The sequence below is a fragment of the Neptuniibacter marinus genome (assembly GCF_001597725.1).
GTDB classification, from domain to species: Bacteria; Pseudomonadota; Gammaproteobacteria; order Pseudomonadales; family Balneatricaceae; genus Neptuniibacter; species Neptuniibacter marinus.
In genome coordinates this window covers 73,906-96,606 of sequence record NZ_LUTR01000011.1, presented here as the reverse complement: position 1 = coordinate 96,606, position 22,701 = coordinate 73,906, and the positions used below count along the sequence as shown (strand labels likewise).

The window sequence follows — 22,701 nt, the reverse complement described above, 5'->3', positions numbered from 1 at the left end:
CCTCATGTGAGAGTAGGTCATCGCCAAGCATTTATTTAGAGAAACCCCGGTTACTACGTAGCCGGGGTTTTTTGCGTCTGGGATTTTAGATCTAGGGCTTTGGCGTTAGGGCTTAGGAAGTACTGCTACCTTTTAGTAGTTGTGTTATTAATGGCTAATAGGAGTGTTATCTTGGTTTCTGTTATTCTTGTTGTACGTGAGTTTATTTATAATGTGACTGATAAATAATGGTGCTGAAGCATTCCTGTTTTTGTTTAAGTCTGGTCATTGTATTTACCTATCTTAGGTGGTTTCTGTTTTATGTCTGAAGAATATATCTACCTTTTAATTATTTTATTATCAGTTATCTGCTTGTTTTTAGTTGTGTTTATTAGACATAAATATCAGCAGATTAAGGCAGCTCAATCTGCGGTAGAAAAACAGGAGAAAAAGGTTGCTGAGCGATATGAGGAGCAGCGTGCTTATCTTATTGAGAGCATAAAGATACTTGCTAGGGCGTATGGGAATGATGAGCGGTTAACCTGCACAGAGGCATGTATGCGGCTATGTGCTCTGTTATCTTCATTATCACCTCCTCTTTTGGAGAAACCTGAGTTAGTAGTGATTAGGGAGGTTCACCGTAAAACGGAACATATACCGATTAAAGACAAATGGAAAGCACTGTCAAAACAAGAGCGTTGGGGTTTTAGTAAAGAGATGGCTAAGGTGGAAGCGGAGCATGAGAGTGATCTCTTACTGGCTGTTCAGTATCTTGTAGATTATGACTTTAATTTAATCGTTAACTGATTGTGATAGAGTTTATTCTTGTTTTTTTTATTAGTCTGTTGGTCTTATTAGGTGTAGCACTGGCGCTTGCATTTGGTAAAGCGCCGACATACAGGCCCAGTCGGCAAGAAATTTTAAGCCTGCTTGTGGACGTAATGGAGAAAAGTGCTTCTACTGAACGTTGGGAAATGTTCCTCTCTCTACCTATTAATCATGACCCTGAGCTAGAAAATATAAGAAAAGAGTGTTTGCTACTTGTTTTTAATGGAGAGGGTGAGCTAACAGAAGGCATCAATGGAGCATTATTGAATAAAGCCACAATGGCTGAGCTTAGGGCTATTGCAGCCCGTTTGAACGGTATGGTGAAAGCTGAGCCTATATCTAAACTGTTTTAATGACTTGGCTCCTCATGTTTAATAATGCGCTTAATTTGCCATAACGCTTTCCATATATCTCTATATTTAATCTTATGCAAAGCATCATGTAATCTATGGCCTGCTGCGTCCAATTCTGGAATTTCATATAGCCCTGCAAGGCCTAAAAGTTGATGACAGTGGCTCTTCATTAATTTCAAATTACTGCTTTGGAATCCAGACACTAGTCTTTCTAGTTGTTTGTTGAGTTCCTCTGTTAGAAGCTCATTATCTATATTGTATTTCTCTAATTCTAAGGGCTCTACCGCAGGTTTTGTAGGCTGGAGCGGTATAGTATTAGAGGAAAGGAATTTTTCGATGGTGTGGCAGAGTTCATGATCATTAATAGGTTTGAGTAGTACATGGTTAACACCTGCATTCATTAATTTCTGGTGTTCGCTAGTAATGACGTTTGCTGTCAGCGCGACAATAGGGACGGTGTTATTGACTAAACGTATCTGTCTTGTCGCTTCTATGCCATCCATAACAGGCATGTGTACATCCATTAATATGAGGTCAGGATTGTATTTTGTTGCTTGCTGAATAGCTTGTTCACCGGTTATTGCTTCAATTACATTGACCTTTGATTGCTCCAATATTTTACGTACGAGTAAACGGTTAAAATCATTATCTTCAGCAACTAATATAGTGCACTCATCTTGGATGCATGGTGCTTGGTTTTTATCTTGTTCCAGTAATTTATTTGATTCTGGGAAGAGCGCATTAAATAGTAACTGGGTTCTTGGTGGCTTTCTAAGCTGTATGACTTTGTGTGAGAGTGACAGAGGGAGTGGATGACCACAGAGTAGTATTAGCCTGCCATTAAAAGACTGTAGAAATGTTTGGATATTATCCAGACTCGCTTTTGATATTTCTTTTGTCTTTAGTCCCCAAATAATCGTATCTTTGTCCGATAGGCTGCGTAGTTTAAGAAGCTCCTCCTCACTTGTAACTTCTGTTATATCGGCACTTAATGGAGCGAGTTGTTGGTTAATTCCACGTCTTACTAATGGCATTTTGTCGAAAAGTATAATTCTACCTAGTTGATAGGTAGGTGCCTCTTCTTGATGGGGGCTGACCGTGAATGGGATATTCAACCGGATGCTTGTACCTTTGCCTTCTTGGCTGGATAGCGTGATGTTGCCTTTCATTAACTCTGTGAGTCGTTTTGAAATGACTAACCCAAGACCAGACCCACCAAAACGTCTTGTGATAGATGTATCCGCTTGGCTAAAAGCGTGAAATAAACCGTCAATGCAATCGTTAGGTATGCCTAGCCCTGTATCTTCAACTGTAATTTTAAGCTCTGTTTTTTTTGTGTTGCTCTTGTGTTGTTCGACATGAATACATATATAACCGCTTTCCGTGAATTTGACCGCGTTACTGACAAGGTTGGATATTATTTGTTTGAGCCTTACGGGGTCGCCGATAAGGAGCTTGGGGGTTTCTGGAGCTATATTAATGACGAGCTCAAGCCCTTTTTCATGAGCTGCTGCTGTTTGCATCTCTAATACATCGAGTACGCACGCTTCGAAGTCAAAGGCTATTTTCTCTAGTTCTACCGCATTGGATTCCAGTTTCGAGTAATCCAAGATATCGTCAATTATTGATAATAATAAACTGGATGTTAAGTTGATAATTCGAGTGTATTCTTTTTGCTCTAGGTTTAATTCAGTCTGATCTAGCAAACGTGCAAAGCCTGATACTGAAGTGAGGGGTGTCCGTAGCTCGTGGCTCATACGAGCTAAAAATTCATCTTTAGCAATGTTTGCGCTATCTGCATTTTTTCGTGCTTTATCGAGTGCTTGGTTTTGTTTTTCAAGATGTACTAAGGTCGAGCGTAGCCTTTTTGTTGCTTTATCAACACGGCTTTCTAAGGTTTGATTGGATTCTTGTACTCTTTGTGCAAGCCTGTTTATACCTTTTGCTAGGGAGCGTAGTTCCCCAGTGCTGGATAAACTTGCTCGTGTTTCAAGGTGGCCGTGTTGTAACATTTCTATAACATGAGTAAGGCCGAGAATTGGATTGGTTATACGCTGCCCAAATCGAGAAGCTATAAATACAGTGACTAATAAACCGATAAATGCCAGAATAATTCCTTTAATTAGAATTTCTAACTGCCTTGCTTGTGTCGGCTTTTCGGAAAGAATAATCACAACCCAGCCGATAAATTCCGGTTCTTGCTCTTCAATAAGAAAATCAGGTGTATCAATTATATCAACCCCTGTCGCCACAACGGGGTGGAGGAAATAGACTTGATTGTCTTTACGTAAAGGGTAGCCGGCGTTTTTATTTAACTGTGTCCCTTGCTGATTTCCTCTAACTAATGTTTCAAACGTAGGGGTAAGAAAAACGATATCATCCACTTCGTTTGTTTTAGTCGCAGATCTAATTAACCCTTGTAATATTTCAGTATTACCAACTAATAATCCAAATTCAGCAGATGTTGCCATCATCTGAGCCATTGTTTGGCCTTTGTCAATCAAAGCACTTTGCGCGTCATCTAAACGGGTATTAATGAAGTAACCGCCTAGTAAAAGGGTGATCATGGTTAAAGGTAGAAGTGTGATAATTAAGACACGTTGCCTTATACCAAATGAATACCTTTTCATTTCTCAAGCGCTCTTAGTTGCTCGGTGAGTTCTTCTCCTGATGGAATCGTTAAGTGCAATGACTTCGCAGCTGTTGGATTGGTGGATACATGGAAATAGTGAGGATACGCGGGTTTTGGCAAGGTGCTTTTGTTGGCATGATTATTAACTAACTCAGCGGTTTGTTTACCTAAATTTGTAGGTGATGAATAAACAGCCGCTAAGGCTCCAGCTTCGACATATTTTTTGGAAAAGCCAATTAGGGGTACGCGTTGCTTAAAGGATATATATAAAATCCATTTAGCCGTTGTTCTATTAAAAACCGATTTATCAGGGAGTGATAAAAAGATATCAGCGCTTTTTATTAAGGGTTGTAATTTGTGTATGGGATTATCGGTTTCTTGCAGCGTTTCATATTTTAGTTCTAACTTGTGCAAGTTAGTGGCTGCTTTTAGTAGATTCAAGTCATTAGCTGAGTGAGGGCCTAAAGCGGTTGCAATAGATTTAGCATCAGGGGTTATGAGTTTCACTAAGGCTAATTGCCGCGAATAGGGTTGGTCTAAATATACGGCTGTCACCTTCCCCTTTTTTATCCGTGGGTGGTTTTTATATTTGAGTAGTAATGATTTATAGGTTTGTCTTGGGATAAAGCTAATAATGAGGTTCTTGTTATCAGGAACCAGTTGAAAGAGCTTATCACCGGCGTTTGCGCCTAATGCGATTACTTGTTGATAGTTTTTATGATCATAATTATTCAGTGAAAGCTCGCTCACTGTAATTACTTTAGATGGGCTTTTTAGCTCAGATACTAGAGCATCCGCCACATCTTGATAGCTGGGAAGTTGCCGGCTTAGAACAATTAAATTATCGGCATTTGAGCAAGGGACAAAAAAAAGACAAGACAGAATAAAGCCTATCAGTGGCGTGAACCATTGATGGAATACGGGCCTTTGAGTATGTCTATGGTTCATCTACAGTCCATTGTAGTCATTAAAAGTCTAATTGAAGTTGGATATAGGCTCTGCGGTCAAAAATATTAAATTCGTAAAAATCCTCATAAGGATCATCAAAAAGATTCTGAATAATAATGCGTGTGCTTAATACGGTATTTTTTAACCTAAATGAATCACTAAGTATTAAATCAGTTCGGCGATACTGCTCTCTGTGACTACCTTCAAGCCAATTTACTTTAGACATGTAGTATTGAGCTGCGCTAATGGATAAGGTGTTCGTTGCTTTCCATTCTGCAAGAAGTGCTGCAGTATGCATCGGGGTTCTATCATCTAAAGAATCTATGTCCCTACCATCACCACGATCACGTTCTCCTTTTGTATTAATATAACTATAGTTTGTTAGTACTGAGAAGTTTGGGTGAGGCTGAAGTTTGAATTGAAACTCTGCACCTAAGTTTTTCCAATTCATGGTATTTTTTACGGTCCGGTACCCGTCGTCAACATCATCAGCCACTGATGCATTTAGGTAATAGCTAGTTAATGCATTATCAATCTTCTCAGTGAATACTCGTATATCTAAAAAGCTGCCCGTTTCTTTCCATTGATGAAAGTAGCCTAGTTCATAGGAGGTTAATTTTTCCGGTTCTAAATCTGGGTTAGGCATGCTAACTATGTCGTAATACCCTCCACTATTATTAAGAAAGGCCGACTGGCCATTTTTTTCTAGTAATGAAGGGGTTCTATAGGCTTTAGTAATGGATGTACGCAGGGTTGAGCTTGGAGTAAGGGAATAGTTAACGGCCATACGAGGTGAAAAAACTGAGCTAGTTATACTCGTTGTTTCGAACATACCGCCAAGATTAATTGCTAACCTTTCAGCTGGTTTCCATTGTAGGTTACCAAATAAACGCCATTTATCTTCAGTAACGGTACCTTGATTGACTAAGAGTGTGTCACTTTTTGCAGATTCACTTCTGTAGCCTAAGCCCCAAATAGTGGAAATATTAGAATTTGGATTGTAGCGATGCTCAAGCTCCAAGTCATAAAGGTGCATTGTGCCATGTTCTGAGCCTAGAGGTTGCTGTGTCCCTGCAATACTTCCCAAATTATTAAAGTTTAAATTAATTAATTGTTGCGCACTTTGGATATCAATTTTTTCTATATGGGAAATAGCAGATGCTGCGCTGGTAAATTCTTCTTCTAAGTCTAAATAGTTATGAGTAAAGCGGATTCCTAACTCATTTTCATCATCTAATATTCGATTCCAGCGAATATGTTGAAAGTTTGAGTTATGTTTGCGGGGTGAGAAGTTATTATCAATATTGTCGCCTTGGCCTAAATAGATAAAGCCATTACTAAATCCAAGGTTGAATTCAACGGTATCTGAAAAGGATGGGGTATAAGTGCCCGAAATATTCACTACACGATTAAGGTAGTCGTCATCATAAATATTGTAGCCATCGTTCTCTTCAAAATGGGTTGATAACCTATAGGCGACAGAATCGGATGTTTCACTGTGTGAAAAATGATATTTCTGAGTATTCATCGCCCCTTGAGTTGTACTAATTTGATTGTTTTGGTCAGCAATAGGGCTTTTAGTTACTATGTTGATAGCCCCTAAAAAGGCATTAGAACCATAAGTTGGGGCATTAGAGCCGCGAACGACTTCAATATAATCTATATCTTGAACGGTTATACCGATGGTTTCCCAAGCAACAGTAGATAGTAGCGGTAGGTAGACAGAATGCCCATTGATCATCACTTCCATACGGCCTGGATGATCATCAGACATGCCGTGATAGGTTGCAGCAGAGCGGTTAGCGCTGACATTGTAGCTTTGCATACCTGGGACCATGCGCAGCACATCGGTAATTTTCAGCGCACCCATCGCACGTATATCTTTTTGCGACAATAGAGTAATGGATGCCGGGGCTTCCGTTAATTTTTGAGTTTGCCTTGTTGCAGAAAAAACTTGTGGGATATCAATGAAGATATCCTCTTCAGTAAATTCAGGAAGTGGAGTGCTTTCTTGGGCTTCAGCTACCAAAATCAAAGAAGGTAGTAGAATGCTAAATAAAGCTGTTTTTACTGCCCGTATTAGATTCATTGTTATTTTCTTTTGTCCCATAGACGCTGCTCTCAGGCGCTCGATGTTTCATGGCACCTTAAGTATTTTTTGTTTTTATATTTTTCGGCCGATATAAATAATAATTATACCCATGATGATTGCTTCAAGGATAAAACCATTGTTTTCTAGTATCCAAGCCATATACCTAGTGTCTTTTTGAAGCCTGTAGTAAGGACATATTACCGTATAATGTATCTGAGAGTAACTTCTTGAAAGTATAAGGTAGATAGGGTGTCATTTTCACCGTATCGTGTGTTTGGATGAACCATAAAGCGCCTTTTCTTTGTATGTCATTACAATATAGTTGAGCTATTTCGTTAAGGCGTGCGCCGCTGTATGCAAGCATCTTACAGACCAGTCTATTGTGATTTTTAAAGTGTGTGTTTTCAGGGTTAAATGAAGCGGTATTTCTGTATGCTTCTTTTTGAGCTTCTGTCAGTAATCCTTCTTTGTCTATTCCTTCTTTATGCCCGGTGAAGGTTTCACGGAATAGGGAGGTGAGTCGCTGGCGCACTTCTGATTTCTATAGGTAACAAGCACCGCTAAAACACCGGTTTCGTATGGGCATCGACTATACATGGACAAGCGAACACTGCGATAGGCGCCATTACCTGTGATGTTAAAGCGGTAATGATATACGTCGTCAGGTTAGCGGTAGAGGTGTGTCGATTGTTCTATAGAGTTTTTTGAAATGAAGGCATGAATAGTTGTCCTCGTGACAATAAGGAGAGACAGCAAAGCTAACAAGAGAAAAATGATTTCTTTATGAGGTACGTAGCGCAAGGGCTCTAAGAGCTCCTGTACGCATTGTTCTTGTAAGATGGTACCAGCGGCCGGACTCGAACCGGCACGTCCTTGCGGACAAGGGATTTTGAATCCCTCATGTCTACCAATTTCATCACGCTGGCACAAAAGAGAGGCGTATTATAGAAATCTGAGCGCTTTCGTCAATCAATACTGATGAAAAACTGAAAAAAAGTCTTCTTTCCGTTACAATCCGCGCCCTCTGACTACATTTTCAACTCTAATGTGAAGAATTCTCTGCATGCAGGTAAAAGATTTTTATTTTGAGCTTCCTGAAGAGCTTATTGCAAGCTTTCCGCTAAAGGAACGCAGCGCTAGCCGGTTATTATCTTTAAATGGTGATAGTGGCGAGCTGAAGCACGGTGAGTTTCGAGACGTGCTGCAATTTATACAACCTGGGGATCTGATGGTCTTTAATGATACTCGTGTTATCCCCGCGCGCTTATTTGGCCAGAAAGCTTCAGGTGGACGTGTTGAGGTGCTTGTTGAACGGGTTTTAGATAGTAAGCGTGCACTTACTCATATTCGATCTAGCCGTTCGCCTAAGCCCGGCTCTCATTTGATGCTTGATGGTGGTATTGAAGCCGAGATGGTTGCACGACATGAAAACCTGTTTGAACTTCGGTTTTTGGTTGATGGCAGCCTCATTGATCTGTTGGAAGAGCATGGACATATGCCTTTGCCTCCCTATATGAAACGGGAAGATCAACTATCAGATAGGGAACGTTACCAAACGGTTTATAACCGGAAGCCCGGAGCGGTTGCAGCACCTACCGCCGGTTTGCATTTTGATGATCAGCTATTGGCTGATCTGGAGGCTAAAGGTGTTAAGCAGGCTTTCGTGACGTTGCACGTTGGTGCGGGAACTTTTCAGCCGGTCAAAGTAGATAACATTGATGAGCATGTTATGCACTCTGAATATATTGAAGTGAGTGCAGAGGTTTGTGAATTAGTGCGAGAAACAAGGGCTAATGGTGGGCGTGTTATCGCAGTGGGTACAACCAGTGTACGTAGTTTAGAAAGTGCTAGCCAAAAGGGGGAGGTTGAACCTTTTTTTGGAGACAGTGATATTTTTATCTTTCCGGGGTACGAGTTCAAATCAGTTGATGCAATGATCACCAACTTCCATCTTTCTGAATCGACCTTATTGATGTTAGTGAGCGCTTTCTCTGGTTATGAACATATTAAAAAGGCTTACCAAGAGGCGGTTGAACAGCGCTACCGTTTCTTTAGTTATGGGGACGCTATGTATTTAACACGACAATCAGATTCGCAATCGGAACTGCAAAGTTAAGAGGTAATGATGACTAGACAATGTTTTATGCAGTTTGAAAAGATTGCTGAAGATGGAAAAGCGCGACGCGCCCGTTTGCAGTTTCCTAGAGGAACGATTGAAACTCCTGCATTTATGCCTGTGGGTACTTATGGCACAGTAAAAGGGATGACACCTAGAGATATAGAGGCAACAGGTGCTCAGATTATTCTAGGTAATACTTTCCATCTGATGCTTCGTCCAGGCACCGAGATTATTAAACAGCACGGCGACCTGCATGACTTTATGCAGTGGAAAGGGCCTATCTTGACTGACTCCGGCGGTTTTCAGGTTTTTAGTTTAGGTAAAATGCGAAAAATTACTGAAGAGGGGGTTACTTTTCAGTCTCCTGTAAACGGCTCAAAAGTGTTTATGGGGCCGGAAGAATCCATGCAGGTACAGCGTGATTTGGGTTCCGATATCGTTATGATATTTGACGAGTGTACGCCTTATCCTGCCACGGAATTGGAAGCCGCAGAATCAATGCGCCTTTCTATGCGTTGGGCTAAACGTTCAAAAGATGCTCATGGTGATAGTCCTTCCGCGTTGTTTGGTATTGTGCAAGGCGGAATGTATCCGAATTTACGTGACGAGTCCCTGAAGGGGTTGGAAGAGATCGATTTCGATGGTTACGCTATTGGTGGTCTTTCTGTAGGTGAGCCTAAAGGCGAGATGGTTAAAGTACTTGATCATCTTGCGCATAAAATGCCGGCTAACAAGCCCCGTTATTTGATGGGGGTAGGCAAGCCCGAAGATATAGTTGAAGCAGTGCGTCGCGGTGTAGATATGTTTGATTGTGTGATGCCTACACGTAATGCGCGTAATGGCTTTCTATTCACTGATACAGGCGTAGTTAAAATAAGAAACTCAGTTCACAAAACAGATACAGGCCCCTTAGATCCTACTTGTGATTGCTATACCTGCCAAAATTTTAGTCGAGCTTATCTGCATCATTTAGATAAGTGTAAAGAAATATTAGGTGCTCAACTCAATACTATCCACAACCTGCATTATTATCAGGTACTTATGGCTGGATTGCGTCAAGCCATTGAACAGGGTAAATTGAGCGACTTTGTGGATGAATTTTATAGTAAGCGAGGCCTTGAAACTCCTCAGCTTGACTCCATATAGATTTAATAGTTTATAACGATAATATTTATATTTTACTTTTTAGGAGTAACGAATGAGCTTCTTTATCTCTCCAGCTTTTGCTGAAGGTGCTGCCGGTGCCCCAATGGAATCTGGTATGTTCAATATTTTGTTTTTAGTGGGCTTTGGTCTTATTTTTTACTTCTTTATGTGGCGCCCACAGGCTAAGCGTGCAAAAGAGCATAAAGAGCTATTGAACGGCATTAGCAAAGGCGATGAAGTGATCACTGCTGGTGGCGTCTTGGGCAAAGTAGTTAATTTAAATGATGACTATGTTGTTCTTGAAGTATGTGAAGGCACGGAATTAACGTTCCAGAAATCACATGTATCAGCGGCTCTGCCAAAAGGCACTCTTAAGAGCATTTAAGCTAATTCACAGACACCGTTACCTAAATAGGTCACGGTGTTTCTGTTTCTAATTGGGAAAGGGCACCCATGCTCAATCGATACCCCCTCTGGAAAAATCTTCTTATTCTATTTGTTTTGGTTTTTGGCGGTTTATATGCAGCGCCTAACCTGTACCCGGATGACTATGCAGTACAGTTGACCGGTAGTAGAGATGTTTTCCAAGTTGATCAGGTTTTATTAGATAAAGTTACCGCTTCGCTTGAAAGTGAAGGTGTTGCTTTTAAATCTTCAGAACTTAGCAAAAATGCTGGTCTGATTCGTTTTGCAACGGGCGATGATCAGTTAAAGGCTAAAGACGTTATTAGTAAAACAGTTGGCGATGATTATATTGTCGCTTTGAATTTGGCACCTACAACACCCGATTGGCTCACATCTATGGGAGCAGGCCCAATGAAGCTGGGCTTGGATCTTCGTGGCGGTGTGCACTTTTTACTTGAAGTTGATTTACCTAAAGCTGTCGCTCAAAAGCTTGAGAATTATGCGTCTGAGATTAAAGGCCGTTTGCGTGAAGAGAAACTGCGTTATCGGAAGATGGATAGCTTAGATGATGGTGGATTAGCTGTTAAATTTACCTCTGCTGAGTATCGCGATAGCTCAATCGATTTATTGCGTAAGGAATATTCTGAATTTGTTGTTTCAAGTGAAGACCGTGATGGTGATTTTTACACAGTCATTAATCTGACAGAACAAGCTGTACGTGATATTGAAACGTATGCAATTAAACAGAACTTAACAACACTGCGTAATCGTGTGAATGAGCTGGGCGTAGCGGAACCATTGGTTCAGCGTCAAGGCCGGAACCGTATTGTTGTTCAACTTCCAGGTATTCAGGATACCGCAGCGGCGAAACGAATTATTGGTAAAACAGCAACGCTGGAATTCCGTTTAGAGGCGAAAGGCGGGGCAAGTTCTGCGCGTACAGAAGTGTATGAGTTTAGAAGTGACCTTGGCCGTAAAGCAACACTTGAAAAAGATATCATCATTAAAGGTGATAATGTTGCTAATGCGCAGTCGTCATTTGATGAAAATGGTCAGCCTCAAGTTAACATTACGCTGGATTCTAAAGGTGGTGAGCTTATGGCTCGCACCACTAAAAATGCAGTTCAACGTCGTATGGCTGTTTTATTCGTAGAGGATAAAGAGCGTACGGTTTATAAAAGTATTGAGGGTGAGCAGGTTGCTGAAACTGTTCGCTATCAAGAGAAAGGGATTATCTCTTTAGCGACGATTCAATCTGTACTGGGTAATCAGTTCAGAATCACGGGGCTTGATGGCGCTGGAGAGTCTTCTGAATTAGCTTTATTACTTCGAGCGGGTGCGCTTGCTGCGCCTATCTACTTTGTAGAGGAACGTACAGTCGGGCCTAGCTTGGGTGCGCAGAATATCGAGATGGGTGTGATGTCGGTTCAGATCGGTTTAGCACTTGTGCTTATCTTTATGCTTATCTATTACCGAGTGTTTGGTTTGCTGGCTAATATCGCTTTGACGTTTAACTTAGTCTTATTGGTTGCCATTATGTCTATGTTATCGGCAACACTAACGCTACCAGGTATAGCCGGTATCGTGCTTACAGTCGGTATGGCGGTGGATGCCAACGTGTTGATTTTTGCACGTATTAAAGAGGAGCTAGCGAACGGTTTACCACCTCAATCCGCAATTAGCTCTGGGTTTGGTCGAGCGTTTACGACTATTTTGGATGCCAATATCACCACACTACTTGCTGCGGTTATCTTATTTGCGATGGGTACAGGGCCAGTTAAAGGTTTTGCGATCACTCTGTCTGTGGGTATTTTAACCTCTATGTTTACAGCCATTTTTGTTACCCGTGCGTTGGTTAACCTTACTTATGGCAATCGTCAGCTCACTAAGCTGTCTATTTGAGGGTCTGATGATGTCTACATATAAAATATATAACTTCATGGGGCTGCGTAAAGTAGCCGCGTTTTTCTCCATTGCTATGCTGGTTGTGTCTATTGGCGCTTTAGCCGTAAATGGCCTTAAGTTTGGCTTGGACTTTACCGGCGGTAGTTTGGTTGAAATTGGTTATGAGCAGCCAGCGGATCTGAACAAAATACGTGATCAGTTAAAAGTAGTTGGTTACAACGATGCGGTTGTACAAACCTTTGGTTCACCTACCGATATACTAATTCGTTTGGGGCAGGATCATGATCCTAAGCTGGGCGATAAAGTACTTGCGGCACTGCAAGATGGCGAAACACAAACGCTAACATTACGTCGTAATGAATTTGTTGGCGCTCAGGTAGGTGAAGAGCTGCGTGAACAAGGTGGTTTAGGCATGTTGCTGGCCTTGTTTATGATCATGGTTTATGTGGCTTTTCGTTTCCAGCTTAAGTTTTCTATCGGTGCTGTTGCTGCATTAGCGCATGACGTATTGATTGTTCTGGGTTTCTTTGCCCTGTTTAAACTTGATTTTGACTTAACCGTACTGGCTGCGATCCTAGCGGTTATCGGTTATTCGCTTAACGATACTATTGTTGTCTCTGACCGCATTCGTGAAAACTTCCGCAAGATGCGTAAGGAAAGTGCAGTTGAGATAATGAATGTATCGTTGAGTCAGACGCTTGGACGTACAGTGGTGACCTCAATGACCACTTTGCTGGTGCTTGTTGCATTAGCTGTGTTTGGTGGTGAGATGATACATGGGTTTGCTGTTGCCTTACTGGTTGGTGTATTTGTGGGTACTTATTCATCTATTTATGTCGCAGCTAATGTGCTGATGGCTATGAATGTATGTAAAGAAGATCTCATGCCGCCAGAGGAGAAAGAGCAGGAGATTGATGATCGTCCTTAATCCTTTCAAAAAGCCGGCAAAAACGCCGGCTTTTTTATCTTTTCTGCTATCTTATATCCATGTTTTTGGCTTTTTATAAGGCATGGTATGCTTTTACTGATTAAGGCCTTTTTGATTATATTTGCTTTGAGAACTCTATGAGTAACGATTGGACTAAAAATGACCCTCAGGCCGCATTAGAAGCGGAGAAATATAATAATCCCGTACCTAGTCGGGATTTTATGTTGCAGTTTATGCAGGAGAGGGGCGCGCCCGTAGGACACGCTCAACTGTGTGATGAGATGGGGGTTAAGGATGAGGAAAGTCGTGATGCAGTATTCTTTCGTTTAAAGGCAATGTGTCGAGATGGGCAGTTGATGACCAATCGACGCAATGAATTTGCCTTGATGGATAAAATGTCTTTTATCAAAGGGCGCGTGATTGGTCATAGAGATGGTTTTGGCTTTGTGAAACCTGAAGATGGCAGTGATGATCTGAAGTTGAGCCCTCGACAGATGCGCCAAGTCTTTGATGGGGATCAGGTCCTAGTTCAAGAAATAAACGTTGACTTTAAAGGGCGAAGAGAAGGCAAAATTATTGAGGTGCTGGCGCGTAATACGCGTAAGCTTGTTGGGCGCTTTAGTGGGCAAGAGGGTTTTGGTTATCTGCGCCCAGAAAATCAACGTATTACCCAAGAGATTATGATTGTTCCTGACCCAGAAAACCCAGCTCTTTATAAAGATGGCCAGCTGGTGGTTGCTGAGTTGATCAGTCAGCCGGGTAAAAGAGATCTTCCTAAAGCGCGAGTTGTTGAGGTGTTGGGTGATCATTTAGCACCAGGTATGGAGATAACAGTTGCTATCCATAACTATGAAATTCCTCATGAGTGGCCTGATCAGGTTCGTCAAGAAATTGGTGAGCTCTCAGCCGAAGTGGAAGAAAATGCCAAGTTAAATCGAGTTGATTTGCGAGATCTTCCTTTAGTGACGATCGATGGCGAAGATGCTAAAGATTTTGATGACGCGGTTTATGCTGAGAAGAAAGCGTCAGGAGGGTGGCGTTTATGGGTCGCCATCGCTGATGTCTCTTGGTACGTGCGACCAGGAACAGAGTTAGATAAAGAGGCTTTTCAACGAGCAAATTCTACCTATTTTCCAGAATTTGTTGTGCCTATGTTACCTGAACTGCTTTCCAACGGCCTTTGCTCATTAAACCCTGCGGTAGACCGCTTGGCTATGGTGTGTGAGATGACCATTAGTGAGAAAGGTGTTCTGTCGGGTTATAAATTTTATGAAGCGGTTATCTGCTCTCATGCACGGCTGACTTATACAAAAGTAGGCAAAATGTTGATGGAACCCGATGAGGGTGAGTCCAAACAACTACGTGCAGAGTATGCCAACGTTGTACCGCACCTTGAAGATCTTTATAGCCTTTATTTTTCCTTGCGTAGGGCACGTGATATTCGGGGGGCGATTGACTTTGAAACAACCGAAACCCGAATGATCTTTGGTGAGAATCGTAAGATAGAGGAGATTATCCCTGTTCATCGTAATGATGCTCATAAGTTAATTGAAGAGTGTATGTTGTGTGCAAACGTAGCAACAGCTCGCTTCTTCAATAAATTAGATATCCCAGCTATCTATCGTGTACATGAAGGTCCTAAAGAGAAGAAACTAGAAAATCTTAGAGCATATTTAGGCGAGTTAGGGCTTAACTTAGCAGGTGGGGATAAGCCTGAACCTAAACATTACCAAGAACTGGCAGAATGGATTGAAGAGCGGCCAGACCGCCATTTGATTCAAACTATGATGCTGCGATCTATGCGCCAAGCGGTTTATAGTCCAGATAATCAAGGTCATTTCGGTTTGGCATATCCTGCTTATACTCATTTTACCTCGCCTATTCGTCGTTACCCTGATCTACTTGTTCATCGATTGATTCGATCAGCGATACACTCGAATAGAGAAAACACCTCTATTCGTCGACCTGAAGGGTTTGTTCCAAATCCTGAGCTTGTTTGTTCCTATAATATGGAACAGCTGTTGGAGTTAGGGGAACACTGTTCTATGACTGAACGCCGTTCGGATGATGCGACCAGAGATGTTGTTGCATGGCTGAAGTGTGAATATATGCAGGAGCATGTAGGGGATGAATATGAAGGTGTTATCGCCGCGGTTACTGGTTTCGGTGTATTTGTAGAGTTAGATGATTTATTTGTTGAAGGGCTTGTACATATAACAGCTCTTCCGGGTGATTATTATGTGTTTGATCAAGCGAAGCAGCGTTTAGTTGGCGAGCGGACACGTAAAACCTTTAAATTGGGTGATCGTTTAAACGTTAAAGTTGTACGTGTTGACCTCGATGAACGTAAGATCGATTTTGAGCTTGCTGATCAGCAACGAGAAAAGAAAAAGACCACCCGTGAACTATTGGCTGAAGGGAAGATAGGGGATCAGACCAGTGAAGGGAAGTTGCCTGGACAGCGCAATGAATGGGGTAATCGTCCGATGAAAAGTGGCGATGATAAGTCCCATCCTCGTAAAGGATCTCAGCGGGCAGCGCTTGCGAAGTCACGTAGAAAAAATACGTCTTCTGATGACAGTGGGCCTAAAAGGCGAATTGCTACTAATAAAAGCAAGCCTTCAGCTAAAAATGCATTGTCGCCCGCCGAGCAAGAGCTAATGGCTTTTAATGGTGGTGAGAAAGGGAAAAGTAAGAAAGCCAAAAAAAGAAAAGTAGCCGCTAAGCCGAAGCTCAAAGGTAAGCAAAAAGGCCTTAAGGTTAAGCAAGAAAAAAGATAACGACGTTGCAATGATGTAATAGGCCCTGCATAAGGGCTTTGTTATAATCAGCGCCAATATGAGATTCCACTGGAACCGCTTTTGATGAAAGAGATTATTCTGCTTAATATCTCGGGTGAGGATAAGCCTGGGGTTACCTCTGCTATTACTTCTATACTTGCTCAATTTCAGATCAATATCTTAGACATAGGTCAGGCGGTTATTCATGACACTTTGTCGCTAGGTATTTTGATTGAAGTACCCAAAGCCGCTGAATCCTCGCCTTTGCTAAGAGATATTCTGTTTAAGGCTCATGAGCTAAATATGAATATCCGATTTCAACCGGTAGAAGAGAGTCATTATGAAACTTGGGTTGAGGGGCAGGGGAAATCACGTCATATTATTACCTTGCTGTCGCGTAAGCTGAGTTCGGTTCAAATAGCGCGGGTGACAGATATCGCGGCCCAGCATAGCCTTAATATTGATAATATAAGCCGCCTTTCTGGACGTATCAGTTTAAGTGATAGTTGTGAGCAAACAAAAGCTTGTGTTGAGTTTTCTGTTCGAGGTGCGCCAGCTGATGCGGCAAAGTTAAGATCAGAGTTCTTAACCGCTGCGAGTGATCTTGATGTAGATATCGCCTTCCAGGAGGATAATATCTATCGTCGTAACCGCCGTTTAGTTGTGTTTGATATGGATTCAACGTTGATCGAAGCAGAAGTGATCGATGAGTTAGCCAAAGAAGCGGGTGTCGGTACTCAAGTTGCTGAGATTACTGAAGCAGCAATGCGTGGAGAGATTGACTTTAACGAAAGCTTCCGCCGCCGTATGGCGTTGTTGAAGGGGCTTGATGTATCTGTGTTAGAAGCTATAGCTGAACGTTTACCTATGACTGAAGGTGCTGAAGAGTTAGTTTCGAACTTAAAAGTGCTAGGTTTTAAAACGGCGATCCTATCGGGCGGTTTTACCTATTTTGCATCTCGTTTACAGGATAAGCTGGGCTTTGACTATGTTTATGCGAATGAGCTTGATATTGATGAGACGGGTAAAGTAACTGGCGAAGTTAAAGGCGCCATTGTTAATGGCGAGCGCAAAGCTGAGCTACTTCGTGAAATTGCGCAGAAAGAAGGTATTCGTTTAGAGCAGACTATTGCCGTTGGTGATGGAGCGAATGACCTGCCTATGCTCTCTATCGCGGGTTTAGGTATAGCTTTTCGTGCTAAGCCTCTAGTTCGAGAGAGCGCAAAGCAAGCCATTTCTACCTTAGGCTTAGATGGTATTTTGTATCTTATTGGTTTCCGTGACCGAGATACGCTGCAAGAGTAAGACGTATACCTATCAAAAAACAGCCCTCACTGGGCTGTTTTTGTATATAGAGTCTTCCGTTTCAGAGCTACTGTTCGGCGAAAAAATCATAATCCATTTTTTCTTTCGGTGGTTGTAAATAATTACCCTGTACGTAATCGACACCGGCTTTCCATAATGATGCCATGACTTTTGTATCTTCTACTTGTGGCGCAATAGATATTTTACCGAGGCTTCCTAACTGCTGGATTAGGCTATAGAACTGTTCATCGAGTTCCGGTGTATTGTTGAGGTCTTGTGTATAAGATGCATCAAGTTTGACGAAATCAGAGTGCACCATAGAGAGTATGTCGTTGGCATTGAGTGCGTTGCCAAAATGCTTAATACAGACCCTGCAATGAATTTTTTGTAGCTTCTCCGTAAAAGCTTGCGCTTGGCGAGGTGAAATAGCTATATCGGATTCACTAATTTGGAAAACCAATCGCTCTGCTGGAATATTATTTTTTCTAAGTACACCGGATAGCCAAGTAAGTAATTTTGTATCACTTAATACGTGTGCGGATATATTGATAAAGAGTGTGTTTTTGACTTTTTGATTAAGTGATCTCTTAAGCTGAATGAGGCTATGTTCAATTACCCAACGATCAACCTTTATTGATGCTTCGGAATCTTCAACAGTGGTCATAAAATCACCAGGCGTCAGTATATTTTGCTCATCATCCAGTAAGCGCAGCAAGACTTCATAGTACTGCTCATTGTGATCATCAGAGGTGAGATTCACTATAGGTTGGTAGAGTAACCTGAATTTCTGTTGGTCGATTAAAGAGCGAATTTTTTCGTACTCATCATCTTTCTCTTCAATAATGGCTGCTTGAGGGATATGTAGTTTAACGCCATTCCCATTGCCTTTTTCTTTTCTAAGGTCAGCAATTGCCATTTTTGCACGATTTAATAATTCATCTTGAGGGGGAGTGCTGTCGTTAATGACAGTGATGCCTATAGAGCAGGTTGATTGTACCTCCATGCCCGATATAGTCGCACAGGTTTTTGCTATGCACTGGCATAGCTTTTTAGCAAAGGCTTCGGCTTTCTCTACATGCGGGTCTTTGAAGATGATTACAAAGGCGCTTTCTTCTGGATGTGTTAGTAAATGAGCTTTGTTAACTTTTTTGTGTAGAAGCGCTGAGATATCGCGTATTAGCTGATCGCTTCCTTCATGGCCGCGCTTTTCTTTAATTTGTTGGAGCTGATCAAGCTCTATGTAGAGTAAAGAGCAATCATTGCCACCACGTTGCGCTCTTTGGGTTATCTGCTCGAGTTGTTTGTTGAGATGGCTCTTATTGAATAACCCGGAGATGTAGTCGAGATCTTCGTTTAGCAGACCACCTACATGGTGGTCATCAACTCGGAATAAGACGCGAAGAAGAGGTTTCTCGTGACGCTCTATCATGGATAGCTCTATATTTGCTATGAATTCTGTCCGGTCGCTTCTCTGAACATTGAGCTGTAACTCTGTTTCGTTCAGATGTTGGGTTTTCATATTATTTAACTGCTCGGTAAATTTTTTCTGATCCTCAAAGTTCAGGAAATCAGTCAAAGGCTTGCCTTCTACTTGCTCGTTGCTTTCAAAGCCAAAGAGATCAAGAAAGCTTTCATTGATGCAAACTAGTGTGCCTTGATCGCAGCATGCAATTGCGTTTTTCGAGCTGAGCATTAGTTTTTCTGCTCGTTTTTCTGCTTCTGCCAATGAGGCTTCGGCAGCTCGTAATCGACGGCGGTTATCAAGATTATCCAGTTCACGTCTAATGTTGATTAGTACCAATTCTTTTTCATCTAAAGGTACAACTGCTTGTATATGATTTTTTAAGCCTTGCAGGAGTAACTGACTGTCGGAGCTAGGAATTATCTGTATAACAGGAATATCTTTATCTAGGCGTTTCAAATGGCTGATAGCTTGTTTTGAAGTGAATTCGCCACGATCTATAGTACATAGAATTAGATCCCAAGATCGCTCGCTGAGAGCGCTGAGAAATTCTGTTTCATTATTTACCTGTTTACCACGGGGAGATATTCTCGATGTACGTAGCAGCGTTATAAGTGGTGCTGTTTCTTCGGCAGATAAGCCTAAGAAAAGGAGTTGTACATTACGTCTCAAGCGTTGTTTACGGGGCGGATTCGTACCATATTGTTCCAGCGTTGTGCTGTCATCGACTTCAATAACCTGAGACATGTGTGCTTAAGCTCCAGAATTTAATTCCTTTAAAATCTTCAGCCCATCAATATGAGCATCGTTAAATATATCCGGTTTATTTGTTGTTGTCAGGTTTCTAAAGCAGATAGGGAAGGAAATTATAGATGGCTTTGATTGAAGTCTAATAAATGGCTGGGGTAGGAGGATTCGAACCTCCGCATGACGAGATCAAAACCCGTTGCCTTACCGCTTGGCTATACCCCAAAAAGGATAGAATTCACAGCTTATCTTTAGGGGGCAATCTATAAAGATTAACAACTAAAGCGATTTTTATGCTGAAAAAGTCTACATGTAGAAGATGGTAGTTTTAAACTGACCGAAGGTTTAAGCAGAACTAAAATTACATAGTTTAACTAATATTCGTTAATGCCATTTTTGATTAACGTGAACAGTTAGTGCCTAAATAGTGGCTGGGGTAGGAGGATTCGAACCTCCGCATGACGAGATCAAAACCCGTTGCCTTACCGCTTGGCTATACCCCAGCATTATCTGAAACATGGTGGCAATAGCGGGACTCGAACCTGCGACCCTCGCATTATGAATGCGATGCTCTAACCAACTGAGCTATATTGCCAACGCTTCAGAGGCGCGCATTATTCGCTTTTTAGGTTTATCTGTCAATAGGTTATCTAGGAAAAAAACAGAAAAAAATGAATAAAAAAAGCCGACAATGAGTGTCGGCTTTTTTTGGTGATTTTTTGTTCAGACGTTAAAACGGAAATGGACAACATCACCATCTTGAACAATATAGTCTTTACCTTCTAAGCGCCATTTCCCAGCATCTTTTGCGCCGTTTTCGCCATTGAACTCAATAAAGTGCTCATAGCTAACAACCTCGGCGCGGATAAAGCCTTTTTCAAAGTCGGTATGGATAACCCCCGCGGCTTGAGGTGCTGTTGCGCCGACTTTAACCGTCCAAGCGCGAACCTCTTTTACGCCTGCGGTAAAGTAGGTTTGCAGACCTAGTAGGTTGTAGCCTTCTCGGATAACACGGTCTAATCCAGGCTCTTCCATACCAAGGTCTTCAAGAAACTCGTTACGTTCTTCGTCATCTAATTCTGAAATTTCAGCTTCGAGTTTGTTGCAGACAACCACAACACCCGCTTGTTCTGTCGCGGCTAACTCACGAACTTTATCTAGATGAGGGTTGTCTTCAAAGCCATCTTCATCAACATTGGCAATATACATTGTTGGTTTGACGGTTAGCATATGGAAAGTCTTTGCGATGGCCATCTCATCATCGTTTAGACCTAAAGATCGAACAGGTAACCCCTCTTCTAGATGCGGGATCAAGCGTTCTAGAATAGTTTTTTGTGCGACAGCCTCCTTATCGCCACCTTTAGCTGCTTTTTGTATACGTTGTAATTGTTTCTCTGCAGAGTCTAAATCAGCTAAAGCGAGTTCAAGGTTGATAATTTCTATGTCAGCGAGGGGATCGATGCGGTTAGCGACATGGATAACATTATCGTCTTCAAAGCAGCGCACTACATGTGCAATGGCATCGGTTTCACGGATGTTAGCTAAAAACTTATTACCTAGCCCTTCGCCTTTTGATGCACCTGCTACGAGCCCTGCAATATCTACAAATTCCATAGTTGTTGGTAGAACACGCTCAGGGTTAACGATTGTCGCTAATTTGTCTAAACGAGGATCGGGCATTGCTACGGTACCGGCATTTGGCTCGATAGTGCAAAATGGGAAATTCTCGGCGGCAATACCGTTTTTGGTTAGCGCATTAAAAAGTGTAGATTTGCCTACGTTAGGCAGGCCAACAATACCGCATTTAAAACCCATGATTGATTCCTGTTAGTTGAAACTAGCTGGCTGAAAAGCTATGTAACTGGTTCATTGCTTTGGCCCAGTCGCCGGTAATGGCTAACTCCAAATGACGTTCTGCTTCATCTATTGCTGTTAGAGTTGCATCGCGTTCTTTTGCTGGAGCTTTATTTAATACAAACCCACTTACTTGGCTGCTATGGCCGGGATGGCCTATTCCAATACGTAAGCGGTAGAAATTCTTATTATTGCCAAGTTTACTAATAATATCTCGTAAACCGTTATGTCCACCATGTCCGCCGCCTAATTTAAAGCGAGCAATGCCTGGGGGCAGGTCAAGTTCGTCATGGGCGACTAAAATTGATTCAGGTGGGATTTTAAAAAAGTTTGCTAATGCTGAAACGGATTGGCCGCTCAAATTCATAAAGGTTGTAGGTACGAGTAAATGTACAATTGAACCATTAATATTAGCTTTAGCGTAAAGCCCATGATATTTCTTTTCGGGCTTTAGGGGAGTGAGATGTCGAGCAGCAAGCTGCTCGACAAACTCTGCACCAGCATTGTGACGAGTTTGTGCATATTTATCGCCAGGATTACCGAGGCCAACAATTAGCTGAATCTTGTCTTTCATGCTAGTGCATTGTTACCGGTAAATTACTTGTTGCCGCGAGGCGCGTAAATGTAACCGATACCTTGATCATGATCACCGCCACGACGAAGAGATACGATCTCAACACCTGCAGGCAAAGTGATGTCTGATAAGTGAAGTACTTTGTCTGTTTCGCAATCAGATAGGTCAACTACCAAACTTTCTGGTAGATCTGTTGCTAGGCAAATAATTTCAACTGTGTTTTTCTCAGATGCAAATTTGCAAGCTGCTTTAGATGCAGGTGATTTTTCAAAGTTGATAAATTCAACAGGAACAGTGATTTTGATCGCGCTGGATTTAGTTACACGCTGAAAGTCAGCATGTAGTACAACAGGTTTAGCAGGGTGACGCTGTAGATCTTTTAGGATCACTTGCTCATCTTTGCCATCTAGTTTTAGTGTAACAATGGATGAGTAGAAAGCATCGTCTGCTAGTAGCTTAATTAGCTCGTTATTTGGCATTGCGATGGCTGTTGGCTTTTTACGCTTATCACCACCGTAAACAATACCAGGAACAAGACCTGTGCGACGTAGGCGGCGGCTCGCACCTTTCCCTTCATCTTCACGTGCTACTGCATTTACTTCAAAGTTAGACATTTTAATACCTTTAAATAAACAAACTGCAAA

The 22,701-nt window shown here is 41.9% G+C and carries 17 protein-coding genes and 4 tRNA genes; 9 read left to right on the top strand and 12 right to left on the bottom strand.

What is annotated here, in order from left to right:
- Positions 1-300 precede the first annotated feature (300 nt).
- Together A3774_RS09575 and A3774_RS09570 are read left to right on the top strand one after the other, a co-directional pair.
- Complete coding sequence (locus A3774_RS09575; protein ID WP_067866615.1) at positions 301-786, top strand: DUF2489 domain-containing protein; 486 nt, start codon at positions 301-303, stop codon at positions 784-786.
- Between the two features lie 2 nt (positions 787-788).
- Complete coding sequence (locus tag A3774_RS09570) at positions 789-1,160, top strand: hypothetical protein (RefSeq protein ID WP_067866613.1); 372 nt, start codon at positions 789-791, stop codon at positions 1,158-1,160.
- Here the strand turns inward: A3774_RS09570 and A3774_RS09565 are convergent.
- The 5 genes from A3774_RS09565 to A3774_RS09545 all read right to left on the bottom strand — a co-directional run bounded on the left by A3774_RS09565 (position 1,157) and on the right by A3774_RS09545 (position 7,758).
- Positions 1,157-3,790, bottom strand: a complete 2,634-nt coding sequence (locus A3774_RS09565; RefSeq protein ID WP_067866610.1) for an ATP-binding protein — start codon at positions 3,788-3,790, stop codon at positions 1,157-1,159. The two genes, A3774_RS09570 and A3774_RS09565, sit on opposite strands and share 4 nt — an antisense overlap.
- The gene (locus A3774_RS09560) at positions 3,787-4,740 is read right to left on the bottom strand and encodes an ABC transporter substrate-binding protein (RefSeq protein ID WP_067866605.1); all 954 of its coding nucleotides are present in this window, start codon (positions 4,738-4,740) and stop codon (positions 3,787-3,789) included. Before A3774_RS09560 ends, A3774_RS09565 begins: the two co-directional genes overlap by 4 nt.
- 19 nt (positions 4,741-4,759) lie before the next feature.
- On the bottom strand, positions 4,760-6,829 hold the full coding sequence (locus A3774_RS09555) for a TonB-dependent receptor plug domain-containing protein (RefSeq protein WP_067866603.1): 2,070 nt from the start codon (positions 6,827-6,829) through the stop codon (positions 4,760-4,762).
- Positions 6,830-6,995: 166 nt separating this feature from the next.
- On the bottom strand, positions 6,996-7,364 hold the full coding sequence (locus A3774_RS09550; RefSeq protein ID WP_067866601.1) for a hypothetical protein: 369 nt from the start codon (positions 7,362-7,364) through the stop codon (positions 6,996-6,998).
- Positions 7,365-7,671: 307 nt separating this feature from the next.
- Positions 7,672-7,758, bottom strand: a tRNA-Leu gene (locus A3774_RS09545).
- Between the two features lie 137 nt (positions 7,759-7,895).
- On the opposite strand from A3774_RS09545, the gene queA reads away from it, so the two are divergent.
- The 7 genes from queA to serB all read left to right on the top strand — a co-directional run bounded on the left by queA (position 7,896) and on the right by serB (position 17,420).
- On the top strand, positions 7,896-8,948 hold the full coding sequence (gene queA / locus A3774_RS09540) for a tRNA preQ1(34) S-adenosylmethionine ribosyltransferase-isomerase QueA (RefSeq protein ID WP_067866599.1): 1,053 nt from the start codon (positions 7,896-7,898) through the stop codon (positions 8,946-8,948).
- 27 nt (positions 8,949-8,975) lie between these two features.
- Positions 8,976-10,097 (top strand): tRNA guanosine(34) transglycosylase Tgt, encoded by a 1,122-nt coding sequence (tgt, locus tag A3774_RS09535; RefSeq protein WP_067866597.1) that lies wholly within the window; start codon positions 8,976-8,978, stop codon positions 10,095-10,097.
- A 52-nt stretch (positions 10,098-10,149) separates the two neighbouring features.
- Positions 10,150-10,482, top strand: a complete 333-nt coding sequence (gene yajC, locus A3774_RS09530; protein WP_067866595.1) for a preprotein translocase subunit YajC — start codon at positions 10,150-10,152, stop codon at positions 10,480-10,482.
- Positions 10,483-10,550: 68 nt separating this feature from the next.
- Positions 10,551-12,404 carry a protein translocase subunit SecD gene (secD, locus tag A3774_RS09525; RefSeq protein WP_067866593.1) on the top strand — a complete coding sequence of 618 codons (1,854 nt, stop codon included), beginning with the start codon at positions 10,551-10,553 and terminating at the stop codon, positions 12,402-12,404.
- A gap of 10 nt (positions 12,405-12,414) precedes the next feature.
- Entirely contained in the window at positions 12,415-13,335 is a 921-nt protein-coding gene (gene secF, locus A3774_RS09520) for a protein translocase subunit SecF (RefSeq protein ID WP_067866591.1), read from the top strand.
- A 137-nt stretch (positions 13,336-13,472) separates the two neighbouring features.
- Complete coding sequence (rnr, locus tag A3774_RS09515) at positions 13,473-16,115, top strand: ribonuclease R (protein WP_067866589.1); 2,643 nt, start codon at positions 13,473-13,475, stop codon at positions 16,113-16,115.
- A gap of 84 nt (positions 16,116-16,199) precedes the next feature.
- Positions 16,200-17,420, top strand: a complete 1,221-nt coding sequence (gene serB / locus A3774_RS09510; protein ID WP_067866587.1) for a phosphoserine phosphatase SerB — start codon at positions 16,200-16,202, stop codon at positions 17,418-17,420.
- Positions 17,421-17,487: 67 nt separating this feature from the next.
- Here serB and A3774_RS09505 read toward each other — a convergent pair whose 3' ends face one another.
- From A3774_RS09505 to A3774_RS09475, 7 genes are all read right to left on the bottom strand, one after another.
- Positions 17,488-19,629, bottom strand: coding sequence for an EAL domain-containing protein (locus A3774_RS09505; RefSeq protein WP_067866585.1), 2,142 nt, complete (start codon positions 19,627-19,629; stop codon positions 17,488-17,490).
- Positions 19,630-19,779: 150 nt separating this feature from the next.
- Positions 19,780-19,854: transfer RNA gene (locus A3774_RS09500), tRNA-Gln, on the bottom strand.
- 203 nt (positions 19,855-20,057) lie between these two features.
- Positions 20,058-20,132 (bottom strand) — tRNA-Gln (locus A3774_RS09495).
- A 15-nt stretch (positions 20,133-20,147) separates the two neighbouring features.
- Positions 20,148-20,224 (bottom strand) — tRNA-Met (locus A3774_RS09490).
- Between the two features lie 128 nt (positions 20,225-20,352).
- Positions 20,353-21,444 carry a redox-regulated ATPase YchF gene (gene ychF / locus A3774_RS09485; RefSeq protein WP_067866583.1) on the bottom strand — a complete coding sequence of 364 codons (1,092 nt, stop codon included), beginning with the start codon at positions 21,442-21,444 and terminating at the stop codon, positions 20,353-20,355.
- A gap of 22 nt (positions 21,445-21,466) precedes the next feature.
- A complete protein-coding gene (pth, locus tag A3774_RS09480; RefSeq protein ID WP_067866581.1) occupies positions 21,467-22,057 on the bottom strand; it encodes an aminoacyl-tRNA hydrolase in 591 nt (196 codons plus the stop codon).
- A 23-nt stretch (positions 22,058-22,080) separates the two neighbouring features.
- A complete protein-coding gene (locus tag A3774_RS09475; RefSeq protein WP_067866578.1) occupies positions 22,081-22,671 on the bottom strand; it encodes a 50S ribosomal protein L25/general stress protein Ctc in 591 nt (196 codons plus the stop codon).
- Between the last annotated feature and the right edge of the window lie 30 nt (positions 22,672-22,701).